This window comes from Gardnerella lacydonensis (assembly GCF_048545055.1).
Lineage (GTDB): Bacteria > Actinomycetota > Actinomycetes > Actinomycetales > Bifidobacteriaceae > Bifidobacterium > Bifidobacterium vaginale_C.
The window spans coordinates 353,237-379,936 of record NZ_JBKQXT010000001.1; the positions used below are offsets into that span (position 1 = coordinate 353,237).

Below are 26,700 nucleotides of genomic sequence, written 5' to 3' on the forward strand. Positions count from 1 at the left end.
GTCTTCGGATACGTAAAGTAGTACGTCCAAGGAACGGAACGAGGCTCATGGCAAAAGACGGTGTGATTGAAGTCGAAGGCACGGTAGTTGAAGCACTGCCAAACGCGATGTTTCGCGTTCAGCTTGAGAACGAGCACATTGTACTGGCTACGATTTCTGGAAAGATGCGTAAAAATTATATTCGTATTCTTCCGCAAGATCGTGTTGTGCTGGAGATGAGCCCTTACGATTTGAACCGTGGTCGTATTACGTACCGCTATAAGTAAAGGTACAAGCAAAGGAAAACCATGAAGGTCAGCCCTAGCGTGAAGAGGATCTGCGAAAATTGCCGTGTGATCCGCCGTCACGGTCGCGTCATGGTGATTTGCATCAACCCACGTCATAAGCAGCGTCAGGGCTGAGTGGATCCCCACCGCGAAGATAAAGGAATAAGGCGCTAAGTCGCAGCTAAAGCTGAACCCTGGGTGCGCAGGCCCAGGCCGCAGAATTGCGGGAGACTTGGTGCACGACCTGCGTAATAGTAAAGGAATTACAATGGCACGTCTTGCCGGAGTAGATATTCCCAATGAGAAGCGCATTGAGATTGCCCTCACCTACATTTTTGGTGTAGGCCGTACTCGCGCTAAGGAAACGCTTGCCGCGACCGGTGTTAATCCGGATACCCGCGTCAAGGATCTTACGGATGAACAGTTAATCACTTTGCGTGATTATCTTGAAGCTAATTATAAGATTGAAGGCGATTTGCGTCGTGAAATCGATGCAGACATTCGTCGTAAGATTCAGATCAACTGCTATCAAGGCCAGCGTCATCGCAAGGGTCTTCCTGTGCGTGGTCAGCGTACTAAGACTAATGCTCGTACTCGTAAGGGTCCGAAGCGTACTGTCGCCGGGAAGAAGAAGGCCACCAGATAGTAGTCGGTGGTCGGCTCTAGGCCACGAGTTAATTCTCATCGCCTAGACATACCAACTAATTCGTCATTAGGAAACGAGGGTCAATGGCAGCTGCAAAGCAAGCCTCGCGCAAGCCGCGTCGCCGGGACCGCAAGTCGGTACCGGTTGGGCAGGCGCATATTAAATCAACATTCAATAACACGATTATTTCCATCACCGATCCATCGGGCGCAGTCCTTTCTTGGGCTTCCGGTGGCGATGTCGGCTTTAAGGGTTCCCGCAAGTCGACTCCTTACGCTGCAGGTATGGCTGCTGAGTCTGCTGCTCGTAAGGCAATGGAACATGGCCTGAAGAAGGTCGACGTGTTTGTTAAGGGTCCAGGTTCCGGTCGTGAAACCGCTATCCGTTCCCTTCAATCCGCGGGTCTTGAGGTCGGTTCTATTACCGACGTCACCCCACAAGCGCATAACGGCGTTCGCCCACCAAAGCGTCGCCGCGTCTGAGCACTCTTACGAATCCATCCATCCAACCCGCTTATGGGCGGCGAGTGCACCACCGACCAGAAGCTGAAAGGATACAAAAGTGCTTATCGCACAGCGTCCAACACTTACCGAGGAATCACTGAATCCCCAGCGTTCTCGCTTTACAATTGAGCCGTTGGAACCAGGTTTCGGATACACGCTCGGCAATTCGCTGCGTCGTACCCTGTTGAGCTCCATTCCAGGTGCTGCCGTAACTTCGGTACGCATTTCTGGCGCTCTCCATGAGTTCACGACTCTGCCAGGTGTTGAAGAGGATGTCACTGAAATCCTGCTGAACATTAAGGGTATCGTACTTACAAGTGAGTATGACGAGCCAGTAGTGATGTATCTTCGCAAGAGCGGCAAGGGTGAAGCAACAGCTGGAGATATTACTCCTCCTGCTGGCGTCACTATTGCCAATCCAGAGATGCATATCGCTACACTTGCTGAAGATGGCGAGCTTGAAATTGAGTTCACCGTGGAGCGCGGTCGTGGCTATGTGCCTGCTCAGATGAACAAGCAGGAAAACAGCGAAATCGGTCGCATTCCAGTGGATTCGATCTACTCACCAGTTTTGAAGGTGAGCTATAAGGTCGAAGCTACCCGCGTGGAACAGCGCACGGACTTCGATAAGCTCATCCTGGATGTGGAAACTAAGCCAGCTATTACACCACGAGATGCAGTTGCATCTGCTGGTTCGACTTTGGTTGAGCTTTTCGGTCTTTGCCGTGAGCTTAACGTCGATGCAGAAGGTGTTGAAGTTGGTCCAGCTCCAGTCATGGGAGAAGTTGATTCTCAGATGGCTACCCCGATTGAGGATTTGAATCTTACGCAGCGCAGCTACAACTGCTTGAAGCGTGAGGGAATCCACACTGTCGGCGAGCTGGTAGTACACACTGAGCAGGATTTGCTCGATATTCGTAATTTCGGCATGAAATCCATCGATGAGGTTAAAGAGAAATTGCAGTCTATGGGATTGTCTCTTAAGGCCTCGCCGCTTGGCTTTGACGCCAATAATCTCGAAGGTGGCACGTTCTTCTCGCCAGAAGACGAGTAAACAATCCACCGCCAATCGTCGTGGTTTTTGGATGTTCGGGTTTTTGCCCACCTGAATTCTGCGACAATAAGGAGTAATAATGCCTACACCGAAACAAGGGCCTCGTCTGGCTTCTAGCCCAGCGCATGAGCGCCTGATGCTGGCCAACATGGCTACTAGCCTCTTCCAGCACGGTCGTATTGTGACTACTTTGCCAAAGGCAAAGCGTCTTCGTCCACTTGCTGAGCGTTTGATTACATTCGCTAAGCGTGGCGACTTGCATTCGCGCCGCCGTGTGTTGCGCGTGATTCGCAATAAGTCCGTTGTTCACATGCTTTTCACTCAGATTGCTGAGCAGATGAAGCAGCGTGAAGGTGGCTATACCCGCATCGTTAAGATGGCTCCTCGTCGTGGTGATACTGCTCCACAAGCTATTATTGAGCTTGTTGTTGAGCCAGTAAGCCCAAAGAAGGCTGTCGTTAAGGAAGCTGAGTCTGCTGCTAAGGTTGCTGCTAAAGAAGAAGCAGCCGAGTAGTTTAGATTAGCATCTTGATGCATCGGTAAGTAAATCTTTCGACGAATAGTCGTCGTGTTTTAGATTTATTGAACGGGTTGGAGTTTTATCTCCAGCCCGTTTTTATGTTTTTGTAGTTATCTTTTAATGTCTTTTAATGTCTTCTGATGTTTCTGACGTCTTTTAGTATCAAGCAACATCAAATAATATTAAGTAATATCAAGTATCGATTATTATTGAGTTATGCCAAATATTCTCGATTTAGTGAGCAATGATTTTACTGATTTTACTAATCGTAAATTTAATGCTGTTGATTCGCTCGTTTTTTGCGAACTGGCTTATATTTGCATGCCTGATTCTATTCCAAAATACTATGATGATTCGGATAATTTGAATACTGTTCCTTTGTGCGACTTGCTGCGCGCTGAGGATTTTTCTTCAATGTTTAGCTCTGGTTCAGCTAAAGTTGATGATTTTCGAAAGAGTCTTCTTCTTGCGGTTGCGGCTAGTCCGCGATATAGGGGAATACGCGTCGGTGAGGTTCTTGAGCGTTTTGATGAGTCGAATATTGACGATTCGTGTGAACAGCAGTTTGCTGCAGTAACTTTTGACTTGACTGATTGTGTTGGCTATAGATGTTTTGTTGTTGCTTTCAGGGGGACTGATAACACGCTTGTTGGGTGGAAAGAAGATTTTAATATGGCTTTTCGCTGCCCAGTTCCAGCTCAAGAGTCTGCTGCAGAATATTTGCTTTCGATAGCAAGGCGTGTGCATAAAAATTATTGCAATAATAGCGTTAAGAATAATATTTTTCATAGGATTTTTGGTTATTTTGCGAATTTGTTTGGGAAGAAGCCAGAGCAAGCTGATATGTCGCAAGCTGATACGCTGCAAAACGATATTGTGAATCAAAATAATGATTCTAATATTTTTGTTGTGGGTCATTCAAAAGGCGGGAATATGGCTGCATATGCGGCAATGCGTTTGGACGCAGAAAATCAACAACTTGGTGATCTTGTCAGTAAAATTTATTCTATGGACGGTCCTAGTTTTGGCTCGGATGTTGTTGATCCAAAGGTTTTTTCTCGCGTTGTTTCTAGGATTGAAAAAGTTGTTCCACAATCTGCTTTTATTGGATTGATCATGGATACTGGCGTACCGTATAAAGTTACGGTTGCTGAGTCGATTGGATTGATGCAACATTTTGGCATGTATTGGCAGGTTAAAGACGGAGATTTTGACTATTGTGATCATGTAACTCCGCGTGCGCTTGCTGTTTCTAAAGCTGCTAATGATTGGATGTTGAATTTGTCTTTCGAAGAAAGAAAACGCAGAATTGATGGTGTTTACAACGCTTTAACTAGCTTAGGATATCCTACTTTTGATGAAATTTCTGCGCATTGGTCGGAGCTTTTGCCGAAAATATTGAGCATAGCAACGCATATGGATTCAAAGACTTATGAGTTAATTCGTAATATTATGAGTGCGTTTACTGGTGTTGGTGGATCAGAACATAAGAATTGAAAAGATTATTGTTGCAGTCTGGAGACTAGGGCGACTAGGGCAACTAATATTCGGTTTTTATAATAATTGTTTTGGAAGGTTTTTTTGATGCGTCTTCGTTTGGATTTAGCTTATGATGGCGGTGATTTTTACGGTTGGGCTAGGCAGCCGAATTTAAGAACAGTGCAAGGCACTTTGGAAGACGCTTTATATAAAGTTTTGCGTGTGCATGATGGCGATTCTTGTTTTCCGCTTCGACTCACAGTTGCTGGTCGCACGGATACTGGTGTTCATGCTTCTTATCAGGTTTGTCATTTAGATGTAGAAAATGATATTTTACAAAATTGTGTTGGACACACAAATTTGACGCCTGTAAAAGCTTTAGAATATAGGCTTCGTGGGGTTTTGCCTAAAGATATTTCGATTCACAGTGTAAGCATTGCGCCAAGCGGTTTTGATGCTCGTTTTTCTGCGCTTGATCGCACATACGTGTATAGGATTAGTGATGCTGCAAATCGCGCGAATTTAGATCCGCGTATGCGTGGTTTTGTGTTGCAAATTGATTACGATTTAGACGTCAATTCTATGAATCAGGCAGCACAGATGATTGTTGGTTTGCATGATTTTGGGTCTTTTGCTCGTCCAAATCCTGGTGGAACTACGATTCGCTGTGTTAAAAAAGCGGTTTGGAATCGCGTTTGTTCGGATGGTTGCGAGTCTGTTGGTTCGTCTATTGTTTCTAGGTCAACTGGCAATATTCCACCTATTGAGCATGGTTTGATTGAGTTTACTATTGTTGCTGATGCGTTTGCACATAATATGGTTCGTTCTCTTGTTCAGGCTTGTGTACAAGTTGGTTGCGGTAAGCGTTCTGTTGACTGGTTTAAGGATAAGATTGAAAATCCGATTCGAGAAGGATCTACTGGTCCTATTGCGGCTAATGGTTTGACTTTGGAATATGTTGAATATCCTCCGAAAGATCAACTTGAAGATAGGGCTAATGCGATTCGCGCTCGTCGAACTCTTGAAGAGCTTGATTGATTGTTTGCAAAATTATCAACACAAATTTGTGTATATTCTAGGGTTGGTTTACAATTGAAAAGTTGCGTTTCTTTCTGCGTTTTGCAGTTCGCGCAAAATGGATGAATGTCCGAGCGGTCTAAGGAGCACGCCTCGAAAGCGTGTGAGGGTTACACCCTCCGCGAGTTCAAATCTCGCTTCATCCGCGAATAGGGTTTCTGGCTTTTGCTAGAAACCCTTTTTTGTTCGCGTTTGTGTATTTTTGCCTGCGTTTGTTTCTTTTATCCCGTGTTTGTTCCCAAAATCACCAAATACGTAAACAATCTCGGGCAAGTGTTCTTGCTTTTGTTTACCAAATGGGTCAAAAAGGGAACAAACGCGGGAAGTTAATTGTGTGCGATTGTCTTGTAGCGTGGCATTTGATGTGGCGCCGGTGTGGTATTCGGTTTGCTGTGATGTTTGTGCGGTGCCAGTTTGATGTTGATGTGGTGTCGGCGTGTTGCGTGTGTGGGTTGTGAGGAATGTTGATTTTTCAATGGTTTTATAGTGTTGATGTTCTTGTTTGAGTAGTTTCCTGAGAAAAGTCTGGGAAAATTCTTTAAAAACCTTGAAACAATGTGTTTTTACGGTTTTATTAGTGTTAATCCACAAATATTATGGTGAAAATAGTTTTTAGTGTGGATTAGTTTGTGTGTAACATTATTTTTTTCTGTTTGTTTTGTGTGGTTGGGACTTGACTTTTTTAAACGGGGGGGGGGTATGTTAATAACAGCTGCTAGCTAGATGCTCTAGATGGTGGTTATCCACAATGTTTTGAATGTTGTTGGATGTTTAAGATTTTTCTTCGTGTACCTGCACGGAGGAGAAGAAGAAAGGAAATTAAAATGATGAATAAGAAGGCTATCGCCGCTTTCGCTGCTGGCGCTACTTTGCTTGCCGGCTTCGCAATGGCCACCCCAGCAATGGCTAGTGAAGAGACTGAGCATCTTCATGATCAACTCAGTTTGATCCATGCTCAAAAGAATGTTCACAAAGATCAAAGAGCGCTTAATAAGGCTGCTCGTAGACTTGCGCTTGCTAAGGGCGAGCTTGCTGTTGCAAATGGTCGTTATACTGCTGCTAAGGCTGCTTCTGATGCTGCCAATAAGGCTGTTGAGGATGCTAAGAAGGCTAAGGATGATGCTGCTACTGCTTACGCAGAGAAGAAGATTAAATCTGATACTGCTAAGACTAAGAACTTCGAAGAGTGGAAAACAGCTTATGATAAAGATAATGATGTTAAGGCTGAACGTGAAAAGCTTACTAAGGCTGTAACTGATGCTCAGGCTAAGGTTGATGCTAAGACTCATTCTTATGTTGATGCTGCTGGTAAGACTGTAAGTGGTGAGAAGCTTAGCGATGTAACTGATGCGCTTAAGGCTATTGCTGATTCTGCTCAGTCTAATGTTGAAGTTCAGCAGGCTTTGTTCGATGCTGCTCAGAATACTCTTAATTTTGATCAGCAGTATTTGAAGCTTTTGACTGGTGGAGATGTTAAGCCAGATCAGACCAAGCCTGATCAGACCAAGCCTGATCAGACTAAGCCAGATTCAACTAAGCCAGATCAGACTACCCCAGATCACACCAAGCCTGTTCAGACTGCTGATCCAACTAAGTCTGCTGCTTCTGCTGAGTTGATGCGTACTCAGGTTGTGTTGGCTGAGGCTGATGCTACTAATAAGGATGCTCAGGAGAAGTTTGTTAAGTCTAAGGCTGGTTTTGAGGCTGCTAAGACTCAGATGGCTGCTTTTGATGCTCAGGTGAAGTCTGCTGCTGATCGTGAAGAGGCTCTTCGTGTGGCTGGTAAGACTGATACTGATGCTTACAAGGCTGCTGTTATTGATTTGAAGGCTGCTCAGTCTAAGGCTAATGCTTATAGGACTCATGAGTATGCCAATGCTGAGAAGGATTTCGGCGAGAAGAGTGGTAAGGCTTTGCTTGCTGCTGCTGCTTATAATGCTGCTCTTGTGAATTATCGTTCTGCTTATAATAAGGCTGTTGAGGTTGAGGCTTCTGCTGTTAAGGGCTTTGCTGATCCTAACACTTTGAACCCAGTTTCTACTGATTTCCCTGCTGCTCCTGCTGCTGCTAAGGCTGAGGCTAAGAAGGTTGAAGCTAAGGCTGAGGCTAAGGCTCCTGCTGCTGCTCCAGCCGCTGCTGGTGCTGCTGCTGGTAAGGCTGGTGCCGCTGCTGCTAAGGGTGAGCTTGCTACCAAGGGTGGCAATGGTCATGGTAAGTCTGGCGAGAAGCTTGGTAATGCTGGTGTTGGTGTTGCTTTGACTGCTTTGGCTGCTTCTATGCTTGCTGGTATGGGTGCTGCTGTTCGCAAGATGCGTCACTAAGCACTATTTACCACCTTATTTAAGGTTTGCGCTCAACGACTAGTGTGGTGTTTTGTAGGGAAACATCACACTGGTTTATTCCCGATTCTCTTTGGTTTTATTGTTTTAACATTGGTTTGCTATTGTTTTTCTTTTCTTCCCAGTGTTGATTCGTTTAGCTTATTGGGTTTTGGGTGTTGAGTGTTGTTGCTTTCGGTTTTGTTTGCTACTAGGGGCTTGCAAAACCGGAAGCATTTTTTGTTTTTAAGAGCTTATTGTGTGTGATAGCTTTTATAATTAATACTCTATGAGTATTAATTTTTCGATAGTGAATTTAAAAATTAATTTTTATATAAATTTTGAGCTTTTAATAATAATTATTGATCTTACTAGTGCAGCGATTTTTATTTGAAAACGTTTTCAAATTTATTATTAAGTTTATCGTTAACTGCAATAAAGCCATTATATATAAAGAAAAAATCATATTTTTATTATTTTTATTATTTTGGTAGCGCTTTCAAACAATATGCGTTACTATAAAGGTGTCACAAGCTTTGTCGAGTGGCGTATGAGTTTATTGCCAAGAAGGTTCAAAGGAGAATTCAATGAAAAGGCAAACTATTCTACAGCTGGCATTAGTTGGTGTACTCAGTCTAGGATTGACTTTGTCGGGATGTGGTAATCCTGCTGCTATGAGTAATAATTCTGATGAGTCTACAACTTCTGCAAATTATTGGCCGAATGCAAATAGGAAATTATCAGGAGTTAAGCTGACTTTTTGGGTTGGTCAATCTGATAATAAAGTACCTGTGCGTGTTATAAAGGATTTTGAACATGCTACTGGCGCAAAAGTTGATTTACAAACAATTCCAGACACTTATGAAAATAATGTACAAACAAAGATTACTACTGGAGATATGCCAGATTTAGCGACTTGGGAACCTACAAATTCTATGCTTGCTGGGTTTGTTAGTACAGGAAAATTACAGAAGTTGGATCACGCTCCATGGGTTAAAAATTATGCGTCTGGTATTTCTGAATTAGGGAAAACAAAGGGTCATCGATATGCAGCTTTGATATCCCCAGTTAATGTTATGGGCGTTTGGTACAACAAGAAAGTATTTGAAAAAGCTGGTATTACTGATCTTCCTAAAGGATGGGATGGATTGCTTGAGGCTGCTAAGAAAATACAAAAGACGCATGCAGCACAGTCTCCATTCTTCGAAATGGGTGGTTCTCAATGGGGTACTCAGTGGGGTGTTCAGGTTCAACTTGCAGAATCGGCTCGTGCTGGACTTTGGGATCGTGTAAATAGCGGCAAAGAGAAGTTTACAGACAAAATCATTATGACTGCTATAAAGAATTATAAGAAGTTATTTGATGATGGATTGTTTAATAATGATGCTGGTTCTGCAACGCTTAATGATCAAGCTGCAGCATTATTTGAAGGCAAAGCAGGTATGATTTTTGGTAATAACGCTCAATTTAATATTGCTGCTGCATTAGCCAATAATGATAAGAAAGTTATAGATGATACTTTAGGGTTCTTGCCGATTTCTGCTTCTGGTAATATTTCGTCGTTGTCTCCTGGAGCTTCAAGCGCAGTAGTAGCTTTCAAGACTGGTGATGCGCAACGTGAATCTGCTGCACGACAATTCTTGAATTTCTGGATGTCTGTTGGTTATAAGAATTTTGTTAATGATCGTAACCTTGTTTCCGCTCTTAAGACTGTTGCATCTCCATCAACTGTTCCTCAAGCTTTGATTGATGCTGCTAATTCTATTGGTCATAGTGCTCCATCTATGCAGTCAGCTGCTATTGCTAATCCAGATCTTTATTTGAATCTCGCTAACATGATAAATGGAACTGTGAATCCAGAACAAGTAGCTAAAGCAACGCAAGATCAGTTTGCCCAGATTGCAAAAGCACAGGGTGCAAAAGGATTCTAACAGAGTTTTGATTCTTAAAAATATTCATTAATGAGGTGATTAAGAGATTTATTTTTTAAATCTCTTAATCACCTATAGCGGGTATTGAATTATATTCATCTGTCTGCGTGAAGTTATTTGAAAGGTATTTATTATGGGTACTCATAGTAGTTTAATGAGAAAAAATTACCCCTTAGCTTTTTTGATTCCTGCAGGTGTTATGCTGACAGTTTTCTTTATTGCTCCAACAATTATGAATTTTGTTTATGCATTTACTGATTGGTCTGCTTTTAAAAATACGATTAATTTTAATGGTTTTGATAATTTTCTTTCATTATTCCAAAACGGAATCTTAATGAAAGATATACAAATAACATTGTTTTATGCCATATGTATTGCTATTTTTCAAAATGTATTTGGATTATTCTTGGCTGTTTTGTTAGAAAAGGATACTCTGTTAAATAGATTAGCAAGAATAATGTTTTTTATCCCTGTAATTATGTCTGCATTAGCTGTTGGATATATTTGGCAGGCAGTTTTAAAAAATTCAGGTGCGCTAGATCAGATTCTCTCAGGTATATTTGGTCATAGTATAACTACTGGATTATTGGCTAATACCCATACTGCAATCATTACAATTGCGTTCGTTCAAGGATGGAAGTGGATGGGTTTGTCAATGCTTATATTCCTTGCAGGATTAAAAACTATTGATTCAGATGTTCTTGAAGCTGCTTATATCGATGGTGCAAGTAGCGGTCAGATTTTCTGGAAAATTAAATTCCCTCTGTTAGCTCCCGCATTCACGTTTAATGTTGCAACAAGTTTACTTGGTTCATTAAATGGATTCGATATGGTGCAGGCTATGACAAAGGGTGGACCTGGTGGTTCTACAGAAATTCTTAACATCTTTATTTGGCGTACATTTGGGCAAGGATTATATGCTCAATCGACAACAATGAGTATGATTCTTTTCATTTTAGTAGCACTTATTGCTTTACCTGTTATATATATTCTACGCCGTAGGGAAAGGAATATTTTCTGATGTTAATGCGTTTGTTAAATTTATGTTTTCGCAATCGGACGATTGTAAATTCCAATAGTTCTGTTAGATTATCAAAGATTAATCGCGTTGCTCGACGTGTAGTTCATGATATTTTTGTAATTTTTATCATGATTATATTTCTTGCAATTCCATTTTGGCTGTTGATAATTACCGCTGGTAAAACACAGAGTGAAGCACTGAAACTTGGTATGTCTGTTCCTAAACAATGGCATTTGCTTGAAAATTTTTTGACTGTTATACGTGATGGGAAAATGTTAGCGGCATTTTTTGGATCTATAATTGTTACATTACCATCTGTGTTTATTGCTATATTTGTCGGGTCAATGGCTTCGTGGGTTTTAGCAAGACGTGCAACTAAGCCTGTTGCAGCTTTGTATGTTGTAGGTATATCTGGGCTAATATTGCCTCCTGCCGTAGTTACAGTAATGATGCTGTTGAAAATGATTGGTCTTTCTGGAACTGCAGTAGGAATGATTTGCGTTTATGTTGGTATTTATTTGTCTACAGTTATATTCTTTGTAACTGGATTTATTCGTACTATACCTACGGCTTTAGAAGAATCGATGAGGGTAGATGGTGCTTCGCCTATTAGAATATTCTTCATGCTAATTCTTCCGCTTCTTGCACCAACAATTGCTACTGCAACCATTCTTCTTATACTCTATATATGGAATGACGTTTTTTACGCTCTATTTATACTTTCTGGAAAGATGAGTACATTGCCTCTTAATTTGTATAATGTTGCTAGCGCTGGATTGTATCTTAATAATTGGCATTTGATTTTTGCGTATATAGTTCTTATGAGTCTGCCATTGCTTATAGTTTTTGGTATAGCACAGCGAAAGATAATCAGTGGTATTACTGGAGGTGCAGTAAAGTAGTAGCTGCTATTTGTGGTTGCATTGGTTGTTAGATTTAATTAGTAGTTTTAATATTAAATTGTGGTTTTGATGGGAGATTATATTGTGACAAAGAGGTCGAACAATAATAATAAACCGCCATCTATTAGTGATGTGGCTAAGCTTGCTGAAGTATCTACATCGTCTGTATCTAGGTATCTTAATCATTCTGAGAGTTTAACGCCAGCTAAGAGGGAAAGTATTGCTAATGCTATTAAATTACTTGATTATCATCCGTCATTGCTGGCGCAAGGTTTAGCTTCAAAGCGATCTAATGTAATAACATTTTTCGCTGGTCAAGATTTACTATATGGCGTTGTTGGTTGCATAAAAGGCGTTGAAAGAATAGCTTCGCAATCAGGAGTTGTGGTTAACGTTATTTTGTTTGATGAGCATCAATCTCCTTATACTCTTAAGCAATGTATTAAGTCAGCATTAAGTACTAATCCATTGGGAATAATAATTGATCAACCTCGATATGGAATAGCGTGTGATGAAATTATTAGAAATGCGCAGAAAGATTTACCAATTGTTCTTATTGGTGGGAATAGGCGTAAGGGACAGTATCAATTGTTCACTCACGATGATCAGGGTGGATATGCGATAACAAAATATTTGTTATCTCTCGGATCAGATACTGTCTATTATGTTGCGCCTCCAGAAGAAGATGAAGAGCAAACTAGGCAATCTGGTTGGAAAAAAGCCTTAGAGGAAGCTGGAGCAGTAATACCAAATCCATATAAAACCTCGTGGGATCCATTAGATGCTGAAAAAATTGGTGTGTCTCTTGGCAGGCGCAATGATGTAACTGCTATTTTTGCTGGTAATGATGAAATTGCTTTAGGAGTTATGCGTGGTTTATATTCAGTTGGTAAACATGTTCCTGAAGATATAAATGTTATTGGATTTGACGATAACCCAATTGCTAGATTATCTGTTCCAGCATTAACTACATGGCACCAAGATTTTGAACTTTTTGGAGCTTATGCTGCTCAGATAATTCTAGATCAGTCAAATGGTAAAGCAGTAATAGATAAAGATGAGCCACATTTTATAGGTCATAATACAGAGCAATTAGTTATTCGTGAATCTACTCGTTATCGTAAAAATGGATAGTTTATATGGCTCTTGTGTTGCTAGTGGTTAATCAGGTGAAAGAATAAATATGGTGTTGAAAACTAAAATTTTTACAAATAATGGGATATCGGTTATTTATCGAAATATAGGTTGCGATAACGTTGATTTTATATTGGTTCCAGAGAACTTTGCCGATAAAGCAATGCGTGATGATTGCAAGCCAGAACCATTAGTACAAGCGAAAATTGTTGGTGATTCTTATCCAGATGGTTTCGCGCAAGGCAGAACAATGAGAAATTCATCTACGGTGCAGGGCATGCATTTTGTTTCTCAGAATTGCGTTATGAGAGGCAAATCTTCGTTTATTACTACAGTATTAGAAGACAGTAGACATGTACAGTATATTCATAATTTGCAATTTGGAGCTTGTTCGTCAACTATAGAGATCGCTACAGAAGTAAAAAATTGTGGAAATAAACCCGTTACGTTAGAGATGTTGTCGAGTTTTACTTTAGGTTCTCTATCGCCATTATTGACAGGTCTTGCAGCAGAAAGCATGAGAATACACAGACTTCATAGTACTTGGAGTGCAGAGGGACGTTTAATCACAGAAAGACCAGAAGATCTTCAGCTAGAGCCTGATTGGCAACAACATAGTGCAAATTCTTTACGGTTTGGAAGTGTAGGGTCTTTCCCTGTGAGAGAGTGGGCTCCTTTTATTGCAATAGAAGATATTGTAAATAATGTTACATGGGCTGTATCAACAACTCATGCTTCTAGCTGGCAGATGGAAATATATAGGCGCGATAATGGTCTTTCTATATCTGGAGGTATTGCAGATCGTGAGTTTGGTCATTGGATGCATACAATTAACCCTGGGGAATCTTTTACTGCTCCTTCTGCTATCGCAACTGTAGTGCAAGGTGGAGTTGACTTAGCATCTCAATGTTTATTGGAGCATACTCGTGAGAATTTATCTCTGCCGAAAAATGAGAAGGCATATCTTCCTATAATTTTTAATGAATATTGCTCAACATGGGGATTGCCTACTGAGAAAAGTGTTCTTTCGCAATCTAAAATAATAAGTAAGCATGATATTGACTATGTTGTTATTGATGCTGGTTGGTTTGATCATGAGTCGTTTGATACTGCAATAAGGTTCGGAAAATGGTGTGTTGATAAGCAATCTTTTCCTCACGGTATGAAATATGTTGTAGAAAGGCTTCATAACTTAGGTTTAAAAGTTGGAATATGGTTTGAATTTGAAGCAGTGGGAGAAGATGAAGAATCCTTATTCAATCGTACGCAATGGCTGCTTAAAAGGGATGGTGTTCCTATAACGTCAGGGCAACGTCGTTTTTGGGATATGAGAAATAAAAATGTAAGAGAATACTTACGTGTGCGAGTAATTAATTTCTTGAAAGAAAATAAAATTGATTACCTTAAAGTGGATTACAATGACTCTATAGGCATAGGTTGTGAAACCTTAGATTGCGATTATAGGTGTGATTGTAACTCTCTTGGTGATGGTCTTTACTCGCATATTCAAGCTACTATGTCTTTCTTTGATGAAATACGAAAATCTTTACCTAATCTTGTTATTGAAATATGTTCAGCTGGTGGTCATAGATTAGTTCAATCTTTTATGCAAATTGCTTCAATGGCTAGCTTCTCTGATGCACATGAATGTATTGAATCTCCTATCATTGCAGCCAATATGCATAGGATGATTTTGCCGAGACAATCGCAAATTTGGGCAGTGATGAGGGAAAATCTCGATGAGAATGCTGTCATTTATAGGCTTTGTACGGGTTTTCTAGGTAGATTGTGCCTATCTGGGGATGTTGAAAGTTTATCTGATTGGCAATGGAGGTTAATAGATAAGGCTATAGGTCTGTATCAAAAAATTAATAAAACAATCGATTGTGGTATAAGCAGTTGGATTGGTAGTGGAATAGTCAGCTATCGTAGTCCTAAAGGTTGGCAAGCAATCATAAGGAAACCTATGGATTGTAATAATCCTCTGTTTGTTGTGCTGCATACTTTTGCTAAATCACCTTGTAAAGTTATATTGCCTATTCCGCATCAATTTGTGAATAAAAATATAGAAACTTTTATGTCAGAAAGTATGAAAATATCGTTCGATGGCGATAGCTTGTGTATAAGTAATCTTCATGATTTTGAAGCGGCTGTTATTGTTTTTGACTAAAATGAGAAAATTTTGCAGGGGTTAATGTAGCGTTTAAAAATTGATATGTTTTTGATAATTCGGAATTAAGGGTTTATATATGTGACTTATTGATTCATTGTCATCGCGGCTACGAGTGATTTATGGTGGACGGTATAAGTGGCAAACCAAAATTCTCGTAGCTTTCTCCTATAGGGCGGCATGAAGTTTGTGTTTTACATGAGCTTCATGCCGCTTTGCTTGTATTTGTGCATGTTTTGTGTTGAATCTGGTGTAAAGCGTGGTCATGTCGCTCGCGCGGTTTAAGAACGAAGTCGTAGATTCGCCCGTGTTTGTTTCCAAAATCACCAAATACGTAAACAATCTCGGGAAAAAAGAAACGAACACGAGCAAGTATTCCCGCATTTGTTCCTATATTTGCTAAAAAAGGGAACAAACGCGGGCTTAATCCTTATGTTCTCATGTTTTGACCTTTTGATCATATTGTTGTGTATTTGGTATCGTATAATTCATTGATTTTGTGTGCAATTTACATTTGTGAGTTATCGGTCCATTGGCATGTGTTGCTTGCTGATTTAATTAAGCTATTTTTCTAGTCTCAAGTAAATTTGTAAGAAACGCCGAAATAGTAAAATCATTTGACAAACTTAGGTTAATCATTTTACTATATTGATATCGGCATGAAGTCGTGCTGGTTTGAGCAAAGGAGCAATATGAGTTTATGGGATATTGATAAGATCGAATATGTAGGTAGAGCGCAAGGTCCAAAGGAGGGTCTAGCTTTTCACTACTACGATGCAGATAGAGTTGTAGCTGGAAAAAAGATGAAAGATTGGTTGCGCTTTGCTGTTGCATGGTGGCATACTTTCGACCAAACTCTTGTTGATCCATTTGGAACTGGTACAGCTCATAGACCGTATTATGGCAAATATAGTGATCCTATGGATGAGGCTTTAGCTAAAGTCGATTATGCATTTGAGCTTTTCCAGAAATTGTCGGTAGGATATTTCTGCTTCCATGATCGCGACATAGCTCCAGAAGGTGATACTCTTCGTGAAACCAATCGTAATCTCGATCGTGTAGTTGATAAAATTGAAGAGAATATGAAGTCAACAGGTATTAAATTGCTATGGAATACCTCGTCGCTGTTTACAAATCCTAGATTTGTGTCTGGCGCTTCAACGTCTCCATTTGCGGATATTTATGCATACTCTGCAGGTCAGCTAAAGCATAGTTTAGAGATTGGCAAACGCTTAGGTGCTGAAAATTATGTATTCTGGGGTGGTCGTGAAGGATACGAAAACCTGTGGAATACACAAATGAAGCGCGAACAAGAACATATGGCAAAATTCTTCCACATGTGCCATGATTATGCGCAGGAAATTGGTTTCGATGCGCAATTCTTGATTGAGCCAAAGGCTAAAGAGCCTACGATGCATCAGTATGATTTTGATGCTTCGACTGCAATCGCATTCTTGAGAACATATGATTTGATGGATGTATTTAAGCTGAATCTCGAAGGTAATCATGCTAATTTAGCTGGTCATACTTATCAACATGAGATTCGTACTGCTAGAGAAGCAGGTGTTCTTGGATCTTTGGATGCAAACCAAGGCGACAAGCTTATTGGGTGGGATATGGATGAATTCCCAACCGATCTTTATGAAACTTCAACTGTAATGTGGGAAGTTTTGCAAGAAGGGTCGATTGGTCCTCATGGTGGTCTTAATTTTGATGCTAAGCCACGTCGTACGTCTTTTGATGCTGAGGATTTGTTCCGTTCTCATATTGCTGGTATGGATTCATTTGCAGCAGGTTTGTTGGTAGCTGCAAAAATGCATGAAGATAAATTCATTGAGAATTTACAGGCAGATCGTTACTCTTCATATGATTCTGGTATTGGCTTAACTGTAGAAAACGGCACAGCCAGCTTGTCGTCTCTTGAAGAATATGCTTTGGATATTCCTCAAGAAAAGTTGATTGCTGCAACTAAATCTGATCATCTTGAATCAGTGAAGGCAACGATTAACAATTATATTATTGATGCTCTAAGAGAAGGGTGATTCAAACTGTATCTAGTATGACTGAGTAAAAGTATGAATATTTAATAACAAAATATTTGTTAGAGTTATTGCGTCATTCTCTTCCTTCCTCCTAACTTGGCGTGTCGCTCTGATTTTTTCGGGGTGACACGCTTGGTTGTATGTAAGTATTTGAAAAGATATTTTACAATTTGTCGTTATTTACTAAATAATATTCCGTTCAAAGCCGAAAGGGATAATGATGAAAAAGTGGAAAAAGATTATTGGTATCGCCGGTGCATTGGCTATGTTGTTGCCATTTGCTGCTTGCGGAGCTCCTTCTACTCGAGGTGGTGCTAGTGGAGCTGCTAATAAGACTGGAAAGATTAGTGTTGGAATTTCTATGCCAGAACAGCAATTGGAACGCTGGCAGATTGATGGCGAGAATCTTAAGAAAGAACTTGAGCATTTTGGCTATAAAGTCACCCTGCAATATGCTGATGGTAAAACTGATTTACAGTCTTCTCAAATTCAGAATATGGCAAATCAAGGTGCAAATTATGTAGTTATTGCATCAATCGATGGAACTGCTACTGGAGCCGCTGCTGAGCTTGCTGAGTCTAATGGTGCAAAAGTTATTGCCTATGATCGCTTGATTATGAACACTGATGCTGTTGATTATTATGCTACATTCTCTTTGACAGATGTTGGTCGTATGCAGGGAGAGTACATTGTAGACAAGCTTGGTCTTAAGGAAGGTAAAAAGGGACCATTTAATGTCGAATTGATGTCTGGATCTCCAACAGATAATAATGCTAGATATTATTATGAAGGTGCTTGGAAAGTGCTAGAGCCTTATTTTAAATCTGGTGTCTTGAAATCTAAGTCCGGCAAAGTTCCAAAGAGTCTTGATGATTGGAAGTCAATAGGTATTGACAATTGGGATAGGCAAAAGGGACAGGCTGAAATGGAAAACCGCATTAATTCCTTCTATAACGATGGTACGAAGTTAGATGCAGTTCTTGCGCCAAATGATGCTATTGCGTTGGGTACTGTCAACGCTGTTGAGTCTGCTGGATGGAATTATTTCCCAATTATTACTGGTCAAGATGCTGAAAAGGCTAATGTTGCCGCAATTGTTCAAGGCAAACAGGCGATGACAGTGTATAAAGATACGCGTAAGCTCGCTAAGGCTACAGCAAAAATGATTAAAGATCTTGTTGATGGTAAGAAGCCAAATACAAAGGATGTCTTTAATAACGGTAATAAGGATGTTACTTCTGTTCTTCTGTCACCAGTATCTGTAGATAAAACAAATGCCAAGAAAGAGCTTGTTGATTCTGGCTATATCTCGGCAGCTGATGCTGGTTTGTGATACTAGTTGAGCACTCGGCTGCTAAACAATTATGTAGCCGAGTGCATTTGATACTGGTTCAGTTGCGACAATATCGTATTTCATTAGGAAAGGAAAAAATCAGTGACTGACAAACAAGATGTCATCCTTGAAATGCGTCATATCGTGAAACGTTTTGGTTCGGTTACAGCGCTTGAAGACGTAACATTGAAAGTCCGACGTGGACAAATATTTTCAATATGTGGAGAGAATGGCGCTGGTAAATCAACGTTGATGAATGTTCTTTCTGGTGTATATCCTCATGGAACATATGAGGGAGACATTATTTATGAAGGTAATGTTTGTAAATTTAAAACGATTCGTGATTCTGAGGCAAAAGGAATTGTTATCATTCATCAAGAGTTAGCTTTAGTGCCGTATATGAGTATTGCTGATAATATTTTCCTCAGCAATAGGATTAAAAAGGGAATTGCTATAGATGATACTGAACAATATCGTATTGCTCGCGAAGTTATGAAAACTGTTGGATTGGATGAAGATCCAAGTAATCTTATTGCTAACATTGGTGTCGGTAAACAACAGCTTGTTGAGATTGCGAAAGCTTTGACTAAAGATGTAAAGCTTTTAATTCTTGATGAACCTACTGCAGCCTTAAATGATGAGGATTCTGCAAATTTGCTTCATCTGATTGATCGTTTGCGTCGTGAGCGTGGTATTACAGCTATTATTATTTCTCATAAACTTAATGAAATAGCTTATATTGCTGATGCTGTACAAGTGATACGTGATGGTAAGACAATTACTCATATTGATGTTGATGATCAGCATCCATTGGATCAAGATGAGTTGATTCGCCATATGGTAGGTCGTCCTCTTACTAATAGGTATCCTGAGCATGTTGCAAAAATTGGTAATGAGGCTTTTCGAATAGAACATTGGAAAGTGCATCATCCGTTGGATGAAAAACGATTAGTTGCTAATGATGTTAGTTTCAATGTGCGTAAGGGTGAGATTGTTGGCTTAGCTGGATTGATTGGTGCAGGACGAACTGAAACTGCGATGAGTGTTTTTGGTCGGCAATATGGCACTAATGCGTCTGGTAAATTGTACTTAGATGGCAAAGAGGTTAAATTCAATTCTGTTCGTTCTGCAATTGATCATGCTGTGGCATACGCTACAGAAAATCGTAAAGTTTACGGATTGAATTTATTAGCTTCTATTCGAGAAAATACGTCGTTAGCTAATTTAAAGTCAGTTAGTAATCTGGGTGTTATTGATAGACATAAGGAAGCGAAAGTTGCTGAAGAATATCGTCACGATTTTCGTATGAAGTGTAACACTATTGAAATGCCTGTTGGCAATCTTTCAGGTGGTAATCAGCAGAAGGTTGTATTGGCAAAATGGGTGGCAACTCAGCCTAAGCTTCTTATCCTTGATGAGCCTACGCGTGGCATTGATGTAGGCGCTAAGTATGACATTTATGAGATTATCGACAAGTTAGCGGATTCTGGTAGTGCAATAATTGTTATTTCTTCGGAATTGCCAGAATTGCTTGGTATATGTGATCGTATATACACGATGAGTCAAGGCAAAATTACAGCTTGTTTGAATGCTCATGAGACAAATCAAGAAGAATTAATGAAGTATATGACTTGTGATGTTCCATTGGAATATGAGAAGTCATTTACCGTTGAATAGTTCAATCTATCAGATTTTATTAGTAATTAAACTTCGCATCGTTGCGTAGCAAAGAAAGAGGATATTATGTTTGGATCAATATCTGCTTATTCAAAGAAGAAAAATACAGCTATTGGTGCTCCTGGATTAAAAGAGCTATTGCTGGGGAATGCTCGTTCTTACGGTATTTATCTTGCTCTCGTTGCTGTTATCATTATTTTCCAAGTGTTGACTGGAAATAGGTTGTTGTATCCAAATAATGTTGTTGCATTATTCCAACAAAATGCATATGTTATGATTACGGCAATCGGAATGCTTATGATTGTTGTTGCTACACATATTGATTTATCTGTTGGATCTGCTGTTGCATTCATTGGCGGCTTAGGTGCCTTTGCTATGAAGCATTGGGGAATGAATTGGATGCTTGCAATCGCTTTCATGCTTTTCATAGGTTTACTAATAGGTGCTTGGCATGGATTCTGGGTAGCGTATGTTGAAGTTCCTGCATTCGTAACCACTTTAGGTGGCATGTTGATCTTTAGAGGTTTGGCAACTGTTGTTGCAGGCGAGTCTATTCCATTACGTTCTCGCGAATTCAGAGCTATTGCAAAAGATTATCTTCCTAATATTTTTGGATTCTGGGGCGGATATGATGGATTAACTATCGTTGTAGGTGCTCTTGCCATTGTAGGCGTAATTGTTGTGCAGCTGCGTAAGAGAGCGAAGTCGTTGAAGACTGGATTATTGATTGAGCCACTTTCGTTTACTATTACGAAAATTGTTGTATCTGTTGCAGCTATTGGTTTTATTACTTATTTATTGGCATCTTCTGGAAATTCTCAGCAAGGCGGTATTCCAATAGTATTGGTTATTATTGCGGTTCTCGTTGGAGTTTTTTGGTTCGTGTTGAATCGCATGATTTTTGGTCGTGATATTTATGCTGTTGGTGGAAATAGAAAAGCAGCTATTCTTTCTGGCATAAATACTAAATTGGTTGATTTCAAGATTTTCTTAACGATGGGTGTTCTTACAGCAATAGCGTCTGTCGTAACATTGTCTCGACTTGCATCTGCTACCGCTGCAACTGGGCAAGAATTTGAGATGGATGCTATTGCTGCATGCTTCATTGGTGGTGCTGCTGTTTCTGGTGGAACTGGTACGATTCCTGGCGCTATGGTTGGTGCATTAATTATGGGTGTTCTCAATCAGGGCTTGTCTATTATGGGTGCGGATGCCGCTATTGTCAAAACTATTAAAGGTTTGGTGGTTGTGGCTGCTGTTGCCTATGATTTGATTAGCAAGAAGCGCAAAAAGTAATTGTATTAATTAATGTACTTAAGTAGCTTTAGTAATTATTGTAATTAAATTATTGTAATTAAATTATTGTAATCAAAATTGTGCATGTATCGTAAGGTGCATGCACTTTTTATATTTTTAAATACACATGCATATATTAAAATGCTCTGTTATATTACATTGAACAATGTGCTATAACAGAGCATTTTCAAATAAATGTCTTATTGGAATATTTATTTTATTTATTTTTCTAAGTTGCGGTAATGTAAATACTTTTTATATATTTCTTCGTTAGGTTCTCCAGACAAAGTTGTTTCTATTTCATTCTGCCAAATAGGTGGATACTCTTTACCTGAAAGAGTCCAAGCTGCTTGTCTTGCAGCACCGATAGCAACATATTCGTCGGTTTTTGGTAAAGTGACATCACTTCCTAATATAGATGGTGCTAATGCTCGTATTGCTGATGATTTTGCGCCACCTCCAATTAGTAGAATCTTTTTTACTGTGACTCCTAGTGATTTTATTAATTCCAAACAATCGCGCTGAGAGCATAACAATCCTTCTGTAAAAGCGCGCGCTATGTTAGAAGGTTTTGTGTTTGCTAATGTTAGCCCATATATACTAGCCGTAGAATTTGGTCTATCTGGAGTGCGTTCTCCGTCAAAATATGGTATAAGTGTAATTCCTTGTGCTCCTGGTATGCTTTGTGCTGATAGATTTGCGAATTGTTCGTAGTCGACGCTTAGCGCTTTGCATCCAGCGTCTATTATTCTCGAACCATTAATTGTGCATGCTAATGGAAGCCAGTGCCCAGTGCAGTCGGCAAAACCTGCAACTGAAGTAGTCATATCGTATATTGGTGTTTGACAAACGGCTGCGGCTACTCCTGATGTTCCTAGTGATATAGATACATCTCCAATTCCCATGTTTAAACCCAAAGCAGCCATAGCGTTATCTGCGCCTCCGGGAGCTATTAAGCATCCTCCAGCCACATTTTTACCTGCTATTTCTGGATCTGCATATGCTCCTATTTCATTAGGGTTTAAAACTTTAGGTAAAATTACATCGTCTCTACCGAATGCAAGTTTTATCAAATCTCGTCTGTAGTTATTAGTGGTTGAATCAAAGTATCCTGTGCCAGAAGCATCTGAGCGATCCGTGAAAAGTTTATCAAGTCCAATAGTATCCCTATTAGAAGGATTAGAAGAGCTAGATGGACCATATCCTGCAATTCTCCAGCTTAGCCAATCGTGAGGTAAGCAAATAGCCGCTACTTTATTTGCTAGTTCAGGTTCATGATTGGCTACCCAAGCAATTTTTGTTACAGTGAATGACGCTACAGGGGATGATCCAACTGCACGAACCCAGTTGCGCTTTCCTTCAAGGGTTTGGCTTTGTTTATCAGTGTTTTTTTCTGATTTACCTTGTAGACTCTCGATTAACTGTGTAGCCTCTGGTGCTGAGCGAGTATCATTCCATAGTAGTGCATCTCTAACGATGTTTCCTTGCTTGTCTAGAAGTACCATACCATGTTGTTGACCTCCGACTGACAGTGCGCTGACGTCATCTAGTCCTCCGGCTTGTTCTTTTGCTTTTAGGAACGCTTCCCACCATCTATCTGGGTGTATGCTGGTTCCTTCTGGGTGTTTTGCTTGTCCGAAACGTACTAATTTTCCTGTTTCGGCATCTGTAATTCGTATTTTTGTTGATTGAGTTGATGTGTCAATTCCAGCAACAAGTATTTGTGTCATAGTTACTCCTGTGTAGACTGTTATTCTTTTTGACATTTTTATTTTTTCTATTCATCTGAAGGCAATTGCGCAAAAACTGCACTCGCTGATTTGCAATTAGTTAGATGAATGAACTAAAATAAAGTTTAACACGGTTTATGAGAATTTTCCATTAGTCTTGTGGCTTACAGGTTGATTACTTGTGCGTTAGATTTATGTGTCGTATTAGAATTTGTCAAGTAATGAAAGAGGTAGCATGTCAGCTTTACGAAGTATAAATCAGGATGATTTGCGCAATCATAATTTGTCTGTTGTTTTAGACACTATTTTGCGCTCTGTAGAGCCTATGACTCGTGCGGAATTGGCTCGCGCAACTGGTTTAACCAAGGCTACAATATCTTTGCTTGTGCAAATACTTATATCTAGTAAGGTTCTTCATGAGGCAGATAGCGTTTCTGTGCATTATGGTCGTCCTGGTACGTCACTTGCTGTGAGCGTTGGAAGTTTTTGTGCTTTTGGATTACAAATAAATACTGATGGTTATGGTTTTGCTGCTGTTGATATAAATGGTGATGTTATTGACGAGCAATGGGTTGATTGCGATATGGAACAGCTCACCGCTAATGAAGTTTTTGATAATTTAAATAATATTGTGCTTGATAGTGAAACAAAAGCTAGAGAATTAGGGTATGTTATACTCGGCGGTGCATTAGCTTTGCCTGGTGTTGTGATTGATGGATCTATCTTGTTGGCGTCGCCGAATTTAGGATGGAAAAACCTTAATCTTGGACAATATGAGCTTGTTAAGAGACTTAATGTGTTTGCTGCAAATGAAGCTAATCTTGCGGCTATAGCGCAGATTCCTGGTTTTGCTACGCAGCGTAAAAACGATAGCATTATGAAGCCTTCGGATTCTTTTATCTACATATCAACAGATATTGGTATTGGTGGTGCTGTTGTTAGAGATGGCCATGTTGTTTATGGTGAAAATGGTTTTGCTGGAGAAATAGGTCATGTGTCTGTGTCTTTAGATGGTCCTGTTTGCAGGTGTGGAAGGCGTGGATGCTTGGAAGCATTTGCTGGTAGGAGAGCATTGGTTGAAACTGCTCACATTGCTAGTGGGTGTGATGCAACAAAAATTGAAGCTGTAAATGTTTTACTTGAACGTTGGAAATCTGGTGATGAGATAGTCGTTAGCGCTGTCGATAAAGCAGTAGAAGCTTTAGTATCTGTAATTGGGTCTGCTGTGAATCTACTGGATATTAATACGGTTATTTTAGGTGGTATTTGGCAGCGATTTGGTGTTGGTCTTACGCAAAGAATTAGTAAAGAACTTACTTCTGAAGTATTATGCAGCGAAGCTGTAAATGTTAGAGTATTAATGTCAGAAGTTGGTGGAAGGTCTGCATTGCTTGGAGCAGCACAAGTCGCGCTTCGAAGGTTTATTGATAAACCATTAGATTATATTGAGCAATCAAGCATTGACGAATGAAGTGAGAATTTATAATTTTATACCTTTTATCGTAGTCATCTTGTTTTTATCATAATTTTCTCGTTTTTGTCATAATTGTTGCGTTATTTGTAGTTGTGTAGATGAGTCTGAATAGATATTGTTGTGTAGTTTTTAATAGCAATAACTATGGCAGTGTGCTATAGACGACACGCCAATTAAATGCAAACCTTAAAAAAACCTGAAAGAATCTTAAAAAAAGTCTATATACGGCGTGTCTTGGATATTTTTCTGTTTTTAAATATGATTAGTCGTAATTTTTACGTTTTATTGGGTATATTATTATGTATTTTCAGAAAAACTTCAAAACAAACCTGAATGTAAGCTGAATGTTTTGGTTGATTTTTGTTAAAGCATGTTGTATCTTTTGAATCAGCAACCAGTGAATCCCTAGTTCAACTGGTGCTACGCGGGAAACCGCATAAGGCAAATTCTTTTTCGTGTTCCTAGCACGGAGGAGAAGAAGAAAGGAAATTAAAATGATGAATAAGAAGGCTATCGCCGCTTTCGCTGCTGGCGCTACTTTGCTTGCTGGCTTCGCAATGGCAACCCCAGCATTCGCTGGTGCTAAGACTGATGCTAAAACTGCTGAAACTAAGGTTGATCCTGCAGCTAAGGCTCAGCGTATCAAGGAAATTAAAGAGCAGCTTCCTATGGTTGAGAAGCAGATTAATGCTCTTGAGAACGGTGATGAAGGCGTTGCTTATGGCAACGAGATGTTGTATTCTAGCGCAGTAGTTGTTGAGTTTGACAAAGCACAGCAGACTCTTGGTGAGGCTGATAGCGCTGTAAGCAAAGCTTCCAGTGATTATGACACAGTTCGTGGATTATTCTACGGTGATTCTGCCAATAAGAATAAGACCTTTACAAAAGACGAAACTGTTAAGTTTAAGTTTGAGGATGGTGCATGGAAGGTAGATAATTCTGGTGATGTAACTGGAAAATCTATTTATGCTGCTTTGACAGATGCACAGGCTAAGTATGCGCAAGCTCAGGAAGCTTTTAACAATGCTTCCGCGAAGCGCGACGCTTTCAACGCTAGGTACAATGCTGTCGTTGCTGAGAGGAATAAGCTTAAGGCTGAACTTGATGTATTGGAAGGTAGGAAGCCAGCTCCAACCCCAACCCCAACCCCAGATCACACTAAGCCAGATCACACTAAGCCAGATCACACTACCCCTGTTCAGCCAGCTCAGCCAGGTTCTAAGACTGAGGCTATTAAGAATGTTCTTGCTAAGAAGGTAGATGTTGATGCTGCTGAGCACAACTTTGCTGAGAAGAAGGAAGCTTACACCAAGGCTGCTACTACTTTGGCTGCTGCTAAGGCTGAGCTTGATGCTGCTCAGCATGATAAGGCTGTTGCAGAGCAGGCTTTGTCTGATTTTGAGGCTTCTGGCGTGAATGATTCTGCTAAGTTGCAGAGCTTGAAAGAGGCTGTTGCTCGTGCTGAAGCTCATGTAGTTCGTACTACTAATGCTTTCAACAAGGCTTTGGTTGATTTCAATGATGCTAAGACTGCTGATTTGGCTGCTCAGGCTGCTTATAAGGCTGCTAAGGATGCTTATGATGAGGCTTACAATGCTGCTATCAAGCTTGGTGTGAATCCTGCTTTGCTTCCTTCTGTGACTGCTGTTGATCCATTGTCTCCTGCTTTCCCACAGCTTGCTCAGGCTCAGAAGATTTATGCTGATGCTTTGGCTGGTAAGTTTGGTGCTGCTGCTCAGAAGGCTGTTCAGAAGGCTGAGGCTAAGGCTCAGGCTGCTGCTCCAGCTGCTGCCGCTGGTAAGGCTGGTGCCGCTGCTGCTAAGGGTGAGCTTGCTACCAAGGGTGGCAATGGCCATGGTGGTAAGGCTGGCGAGAAGCTTGGTAATGCTGGTGTTGGTGTTGCTTTGACTGCTTTGGCTGCTTCTATGCTTGCTGGTATGGGTGCTGCTGTTCGCAAGATGCGTCACTAAGCACTACCTACTTGGCTTTACTAAACTAAGAGCGTATGCTCTTGCAGTAGAGCTGAGTAAGTTGCAACTTTCAGTGGTTTAGTTCCGCTAAATCACTTGGGGGCTGGGTTCTCTCAGCCCCCATTTTTGTATCTAAAATAAATTACTCATTGAATCG

22 protein-coding genes and 1 tRNA gene are annotated in these 26,700 nt (G+C 40.3%); 21 read left to right on the forward strand and 2 right to left on the reverse strand.

The window, feature by feature from the left end; all coding sequences use genetic code 11:
- The first annotated feature begins 47 nt into the window (after positions 1-47).
- The 9 genes from infA (at position 48) to ACJV45_RS01710 (ending at position 5,691) form a co-directional block, all read left to right on the forward strand.
- On the forward strand, positions 48-266 hold the full coding sequence (infA, locus tag ACJV45_RS01670) for a translation initiation factor IF-1 (protein ID WP_004105485.1): 219 nt from the start codon (positions 48-50) through the stop codon (positions 264-266).
- Between the two features lie 21 nt (positions 267-287).
- A complete protein-coding gene (gene rpmJ, locus ACJV45_RS01675; protein ID WP_003842636.1) occupies positions 288-401 on the forward strand; it encodes a 50S ribosomal protein L36 in 114 nt (37 codons plus the stop codon).
- Between the two features lie 133 nt (positions 402-534).
- On the forward strand, positions 535-912 hold the full coding sequence (gene rpsM, locus ACJV45_RS01680) for a 30S ribosomal protein S13 (protein WP_004105472.1): 378 nt from the start codon (positions 535-537) through the stop codon (positions 910-912).
- Positions 913-995: 83 nt separating this feature from the next.
- Positions 996-1,394 (forward strand): 30S ribosomal protein S11, encoded by a 399-nt coding sequence (gene rpsK / locus ACJV45_RS01685; protein WP_004105468.1) that lies wholly within the window; start codon positions 996-998, stop codon positions 1,392-1,394.
- Positions 1,395-1,473: 79 nt separating this feature from the next.
- Positions 1,474-2,469, forward strand: coding sequence for a DNA-directed RNA polymerase subunit alpha (locus tag ACJV45_RS01690; RefSeq protein WP_004114387.1), 996 nt, complete (start codon positions 1,474-1,476; stop codon positions 2,467-2,469).
- A gap of 79 nt (positions 2,470-2,548) precedes the next feature.
- Positions 2,549-2,983 carry a 50S ribosomal protein L17 gene (gene rplQ, locus ACJV45_RS01695; RefSeq protein WP_004114389.1) on the forward strand — a complete coding sequence of 145 codons (435 nt, stop codon included), beginning with the start codon at positions 2,549-2,551 and terminating at the stop codon, positions 2,981-2,983.
- Positions 2,984-3,205: 222 nt separating this feature from the next.
- The gene (locus ACJV45_RS01700) at positions 3,206-4,486 is read left to right on the forward strand and encodes an Mbeg1-like protein (RefSeq protein ID WP_419397500.1); all 1,281 of its coding nucleotides are present in this window, start codon (positions 3,206-3,208) and stop codon (positions 4,484-4,486) included.
- Between the two features lie 87 nt (positions 4,487-4,573).
- A complete protein-coding gene (gene truA, locus ACJV45_RS01705; protein ID WP_004122857.1) occupies positions 4,574-5,506 on the forward strand; it encodes a tRNA pseudouridine(38-40) synthase TruA in 933 nt (310 codons plus the stop codon).
- Positions 5,507-5,605: 99 nt separating this feature from the next.
- Positions 5,606-5,691: transfer RNA gene (locus tag ACJV45_RS01710), tRNA-Ser, on the forward strand.
- A 22-nt stretch (positions 5,692-5,713) separates the two neighbouring features.
- Here ACJV45_RS01710 and ACJV45_RS01715 read toward each other — a convergent pair.
- Positions 5,714-6,136, reverse strand: a complete 423-nt coding sequence (locus tag ACJV45_RS01715; RefSeq protein WP_419397501.1) for a hypothetical protein — start codon at positions 6,134-6,136, stop codon at positions 5,714-5,716.
- A gap of 233 nt (positions 6,137-6,369) precedes the next feature.
- Here ACJV45_RS01715 and ACJV45_RS01720 point away from each other — a divergent pair, with 233 nt between their 5' ends.
- The 10 genes from ACJV45_RS01720 (at position 6,370) to mmsB (ending at position 21,369) form a co-directional block, all read left to right on the forward strand.
- Positions 6,370-7,866: a hypothetical protein gene (locus ACJV45_RS01720; RefSeq protein ID WP_419397502.1), complete on the forward strand. Its 1,497-nt coding sequence runs from the start codon at positions 6,370-6,372 to the stop codon at positions 7,864-7,866.
- Between the two features lie 584 nt (positions 7,867-8,450).
- Positions 8,451-9,794, forward strand: coding sequence for an ABC transporter substrate-binding protein (locus ACJV45_RS01725; protein ID WP_192382370.1), 1,344 nt, complete (start codon positions 8,451-8,453; stop codon positions 9,792-9,794).
- A gap of 133 nt (positions 9,795-9,927) precedes the next feature.
- A complete protein-coding gene (locus tag ACJV45_RS01730; RefSeq protein ID WP_004573746.1) occupies positions 9,928-10,815 on the forward strand; it encodes a carbohydrate ABC transporter permease in 888 nt (295 codons plus the stop codon).
- Between the two features lie 128 nt (positions 10,816-10,943).
- A complete protein-coding gene (locus ACJV45_RS01735) occupies positions 10,944-11,717 on the forward strand; it encodes a carbohydrate ABC transporter permease (RefSeq protein WP_419397503.1) in 774 nt (257 codons plus the stop codon).
- Between the two features lie 84 nt (positions 11,718-11,801).
- Positions 11,802-12,851, forward strand: a complete 1,050-nt coding sequence (locus ACJV45_RS01740; protein ID WP_004116267.1) for a LacI family DNA-binding transcriptional regulator — start codon at positions 11,802-11,804, stop codon at positions 12,849-12,851.
- 49 nt (positions 12,852-12,900) lie between these two features.
- Positions 12,901-15,021 carry a glycoside hydrolase family 36 protein gene (locus ACJV45_RS01745; protein WP_419397504.1) on the forward strand — a complete coding sequence of 707 codons (2,121 nt, stop codon included), beginning with the start codon at positions 12,901-12,903 and terminating at the stop codon, positions 15,019-15,021.
- Between the two features lie 692 nt (positions 15,022-15,713).
- Entirely contained in the window at positions 15,714-17,063 is a 1,350-nt protein-coding gene (gene xylA / locus ACJV45_RS01750; RefSeq protein WP_004120995.1) for a xylose isomerase, read from the forward strand.
- Positions 17,064-17,283: 220 nt separating this feature from the next.
- Positions 17,284-18,396: a substrate-binding domain-containing protein gene (locus ACJV45_RS01755; protein ID WP_004120993.1), complete on the forward strand. Its 1,113-nt coding sequence runs from the start codon at positions 17,284-17,286 to the stop codon at positions 18,394-18,396.
- A 132-nt stretch (positions 18,397-18,528) separates the two neighbouring features.
- A complete protein-coding gene (locus tag ACJV45_RS01760; protein ID WP_032834003.1) occupies positions 18,529-20,073 on the forward strand; it encodes a sugar ABC transporter ATP-binding protein in 1,545 nt (514 codons plus the stop codon).
- 66 nt (positions 20,074-20,139) lie between these two features.
- The gene (mmsB, locus tag ACJV45_RS01765) at positions 20,140-21,369 is read left to right on the forward strand and encodes a multiple monosaccharide ABC transporter permease (RefSeq protein WP_004116257.1); all 1,230 of its coding nucleotides are present in this window, start codon (positions 20,140-20,142) and stop codon (positions 21,367-21,369) included.
- A gap of 221 nt (positions 21,370-21,590) precedes the next feature.
- Here mmsB and ACJV45_RS01770 read toward each other — a convergent pair whose 3' ends face one another.
- The gene (locus tag ACJV45_RS01770) at positions 21,591-23,099 is read right to left on the reverse strand and encodes a xylulokinase (RefSeq protein WP_419397505.1); all 1,509 of its coding nucleotides are present in this window, start codon (positions 23,097-23,099) and stop codon (positions 21,591-21,593) included.
- A gap of 235 nt (positions 23,100-23,334) precedes the next feature.
- Between ACJV45_RS01770 and ACJV45_RS01775 the strand changes: the two genes are divergently transcribed.
- Entirely contained in the window at positions 23,335-24,570 is a 1,236-nt protein-coding gene (locus ACJV45_RS01775) for an ROK family transcriptional regulator (RefSeq protein WP_020761145.1), read from the forward strand.
- A gap of 497 nt (positions 24,571-25,067) precedes the next feature.
- Positions 25,068-26,543: a hypothetical protein gene (locus ACJV45_RS01780; protein WP_419397506.1), complete on the forward strand. Its 1,476-nt coding sequence runs from the start codon at positions 25,068-25,070 to the stop codon at positions 26,541-26,543.
- Positions 26,544-26,700 lie beyond the last annotated feature (157 nt).

What these genes read in the sequence shown, in the direction of transcription:
- infA (WP_004105485.1), top strand. Translation starts at nt 48, where the DNA reads ATGGCAAAAGACGGTGTGATTGAAGTCGAAGGCACGGTAGTTGAAGCA.
- rpsM (WP_004105472.1), top strand. Translation starts at nt 535, where the DNA reads ATGGCACGTCTTGCCGGAGTAGATATTCCCAATGAGAAGCGCATTGAG.
- rpmJ (WP_003842636.1), top strand. Translation starts at nt 288, where the DNA reads ATGAAGGTCAGCCCTAGCGTGAAGAGGATCTGCGAAAATTGCCGTGTG.
- ACJV45_RS01730 (WP_004573746.1), top strand. Translation starts at nt 9,928, where the DNA reads ATGGGTACTCATAGTAGTTTAATGAGAAAAAATTACCCCTTAGCTTTT.
- ACJV45_RS01775 (WP_020761145.1), top strand. Translation starts at nt 23,335, where the DNA reads ATGTCAGCTTTACGAAGTATAAATCAGGATGATTTGCGCAATCATAAT.
- ACJV45_RS01780 (WP_419397506.1), top strand. Translation starts at nt 25,068, where the DNA reads ATGATGAATAAGAAGGCTATCGCCGCTTTCGCTGCTGGCGCTACTTTG.
- ACJV45_RS01720 (WP_419397502.1), top strand. Translation starts at nt 6,370, where the DNA reads ATGATGAATAAGAAGGCTATCGCCGCTTTCGCTGCTGGCGCTACTTTG.
- ACJV45_RS01760 (WP_032834003.1), top strand. Translation starts at nt 18,529, where the DNA reads ATGCGTCATATCGTGAAACGTTTTGGTTCGGTTACAGCGCTTGAAGAC.
- truA (WP_004122857.1), top strand. Translation starts at nt 4,574, where the DNA reads ATGCGTCTTCGTTTGGATTTAGCTTATGATGGCGGTGATTTTTACGGT.
- ACJV45_RS01700 (WP_419397500.1), top strand. Translation starts at nt 3,206, where the DNA reads ATGCCAAATATTCTCGATTTAGTGAGCAATGATTTTACTGATTTTACT.
- xylA (WP_004120995.1), top strand. Translation starts at nt 15,714, where the DNA reads ATGAGTTTATGGGATATTGATAAGATCGAATATGTAGGTAGAGCGCAA.
- ACJV45_RS01745 (WP_419397504.1), top strand. Translation starts at nt 12,901, where the DNA reads ATGGTGTTGAAAACTAAAATTTTTACAAATAATGGGATATCGGTTATT.
- rpsK (WP_004105468.1), top strand. Translation starts at nt 996, where the DNA reads ATGGCAGCTGCAAAGCAAGCCTCGCGCAAGCCGCGTCGCCGGGACCGC.
- mmsB (WP_004116257.1), top strand. Translation starts at nt 20,140, where the DNA reads ATGTTTGGATCAATATCTGCTTATTCAAAGAAGAAAAATACAGCTATT.
- ACJV45_RS01755 (WP_004120993.1), top strand. Translation starts at nt 17,284, where the DNA reads ATGAAAAAGTGGAAAAAGATTATTGGTATCGCCGGTGCATTGGCTATG.
- ACJV45_RS01770 (WP_419397505.1), bottom strand. Translation starts at nt 23,099, where the DNA reads ATGACACAAATACTTGTTGCTGGAATTGACACATCAACTCAATCAACA.
- ACJV45_RS01735 (WP_419397503.1), top strand. Translation starts at nt 10,944, where the DNA reads ATGATTATATTTCTTGCAATTCCATTTTGGCTGTTGATAATTACCGCT.
- ACJV45_RS01725 (WP_192382370.1), top strand. Translation starts at nt 8,451, where the DNA reads ATGAAAAGGCAAACTATTCTACAGCTGGCATTAGTTGGTGTACTCAGT.
- rplQ (WP_004114389.1), top strand. Translation starts at nt 2,549, where the DNA reads ATGCCTACACCGAAACAAGGGCCTCGTCTGGCTTCTAGCCCAGCGCAT.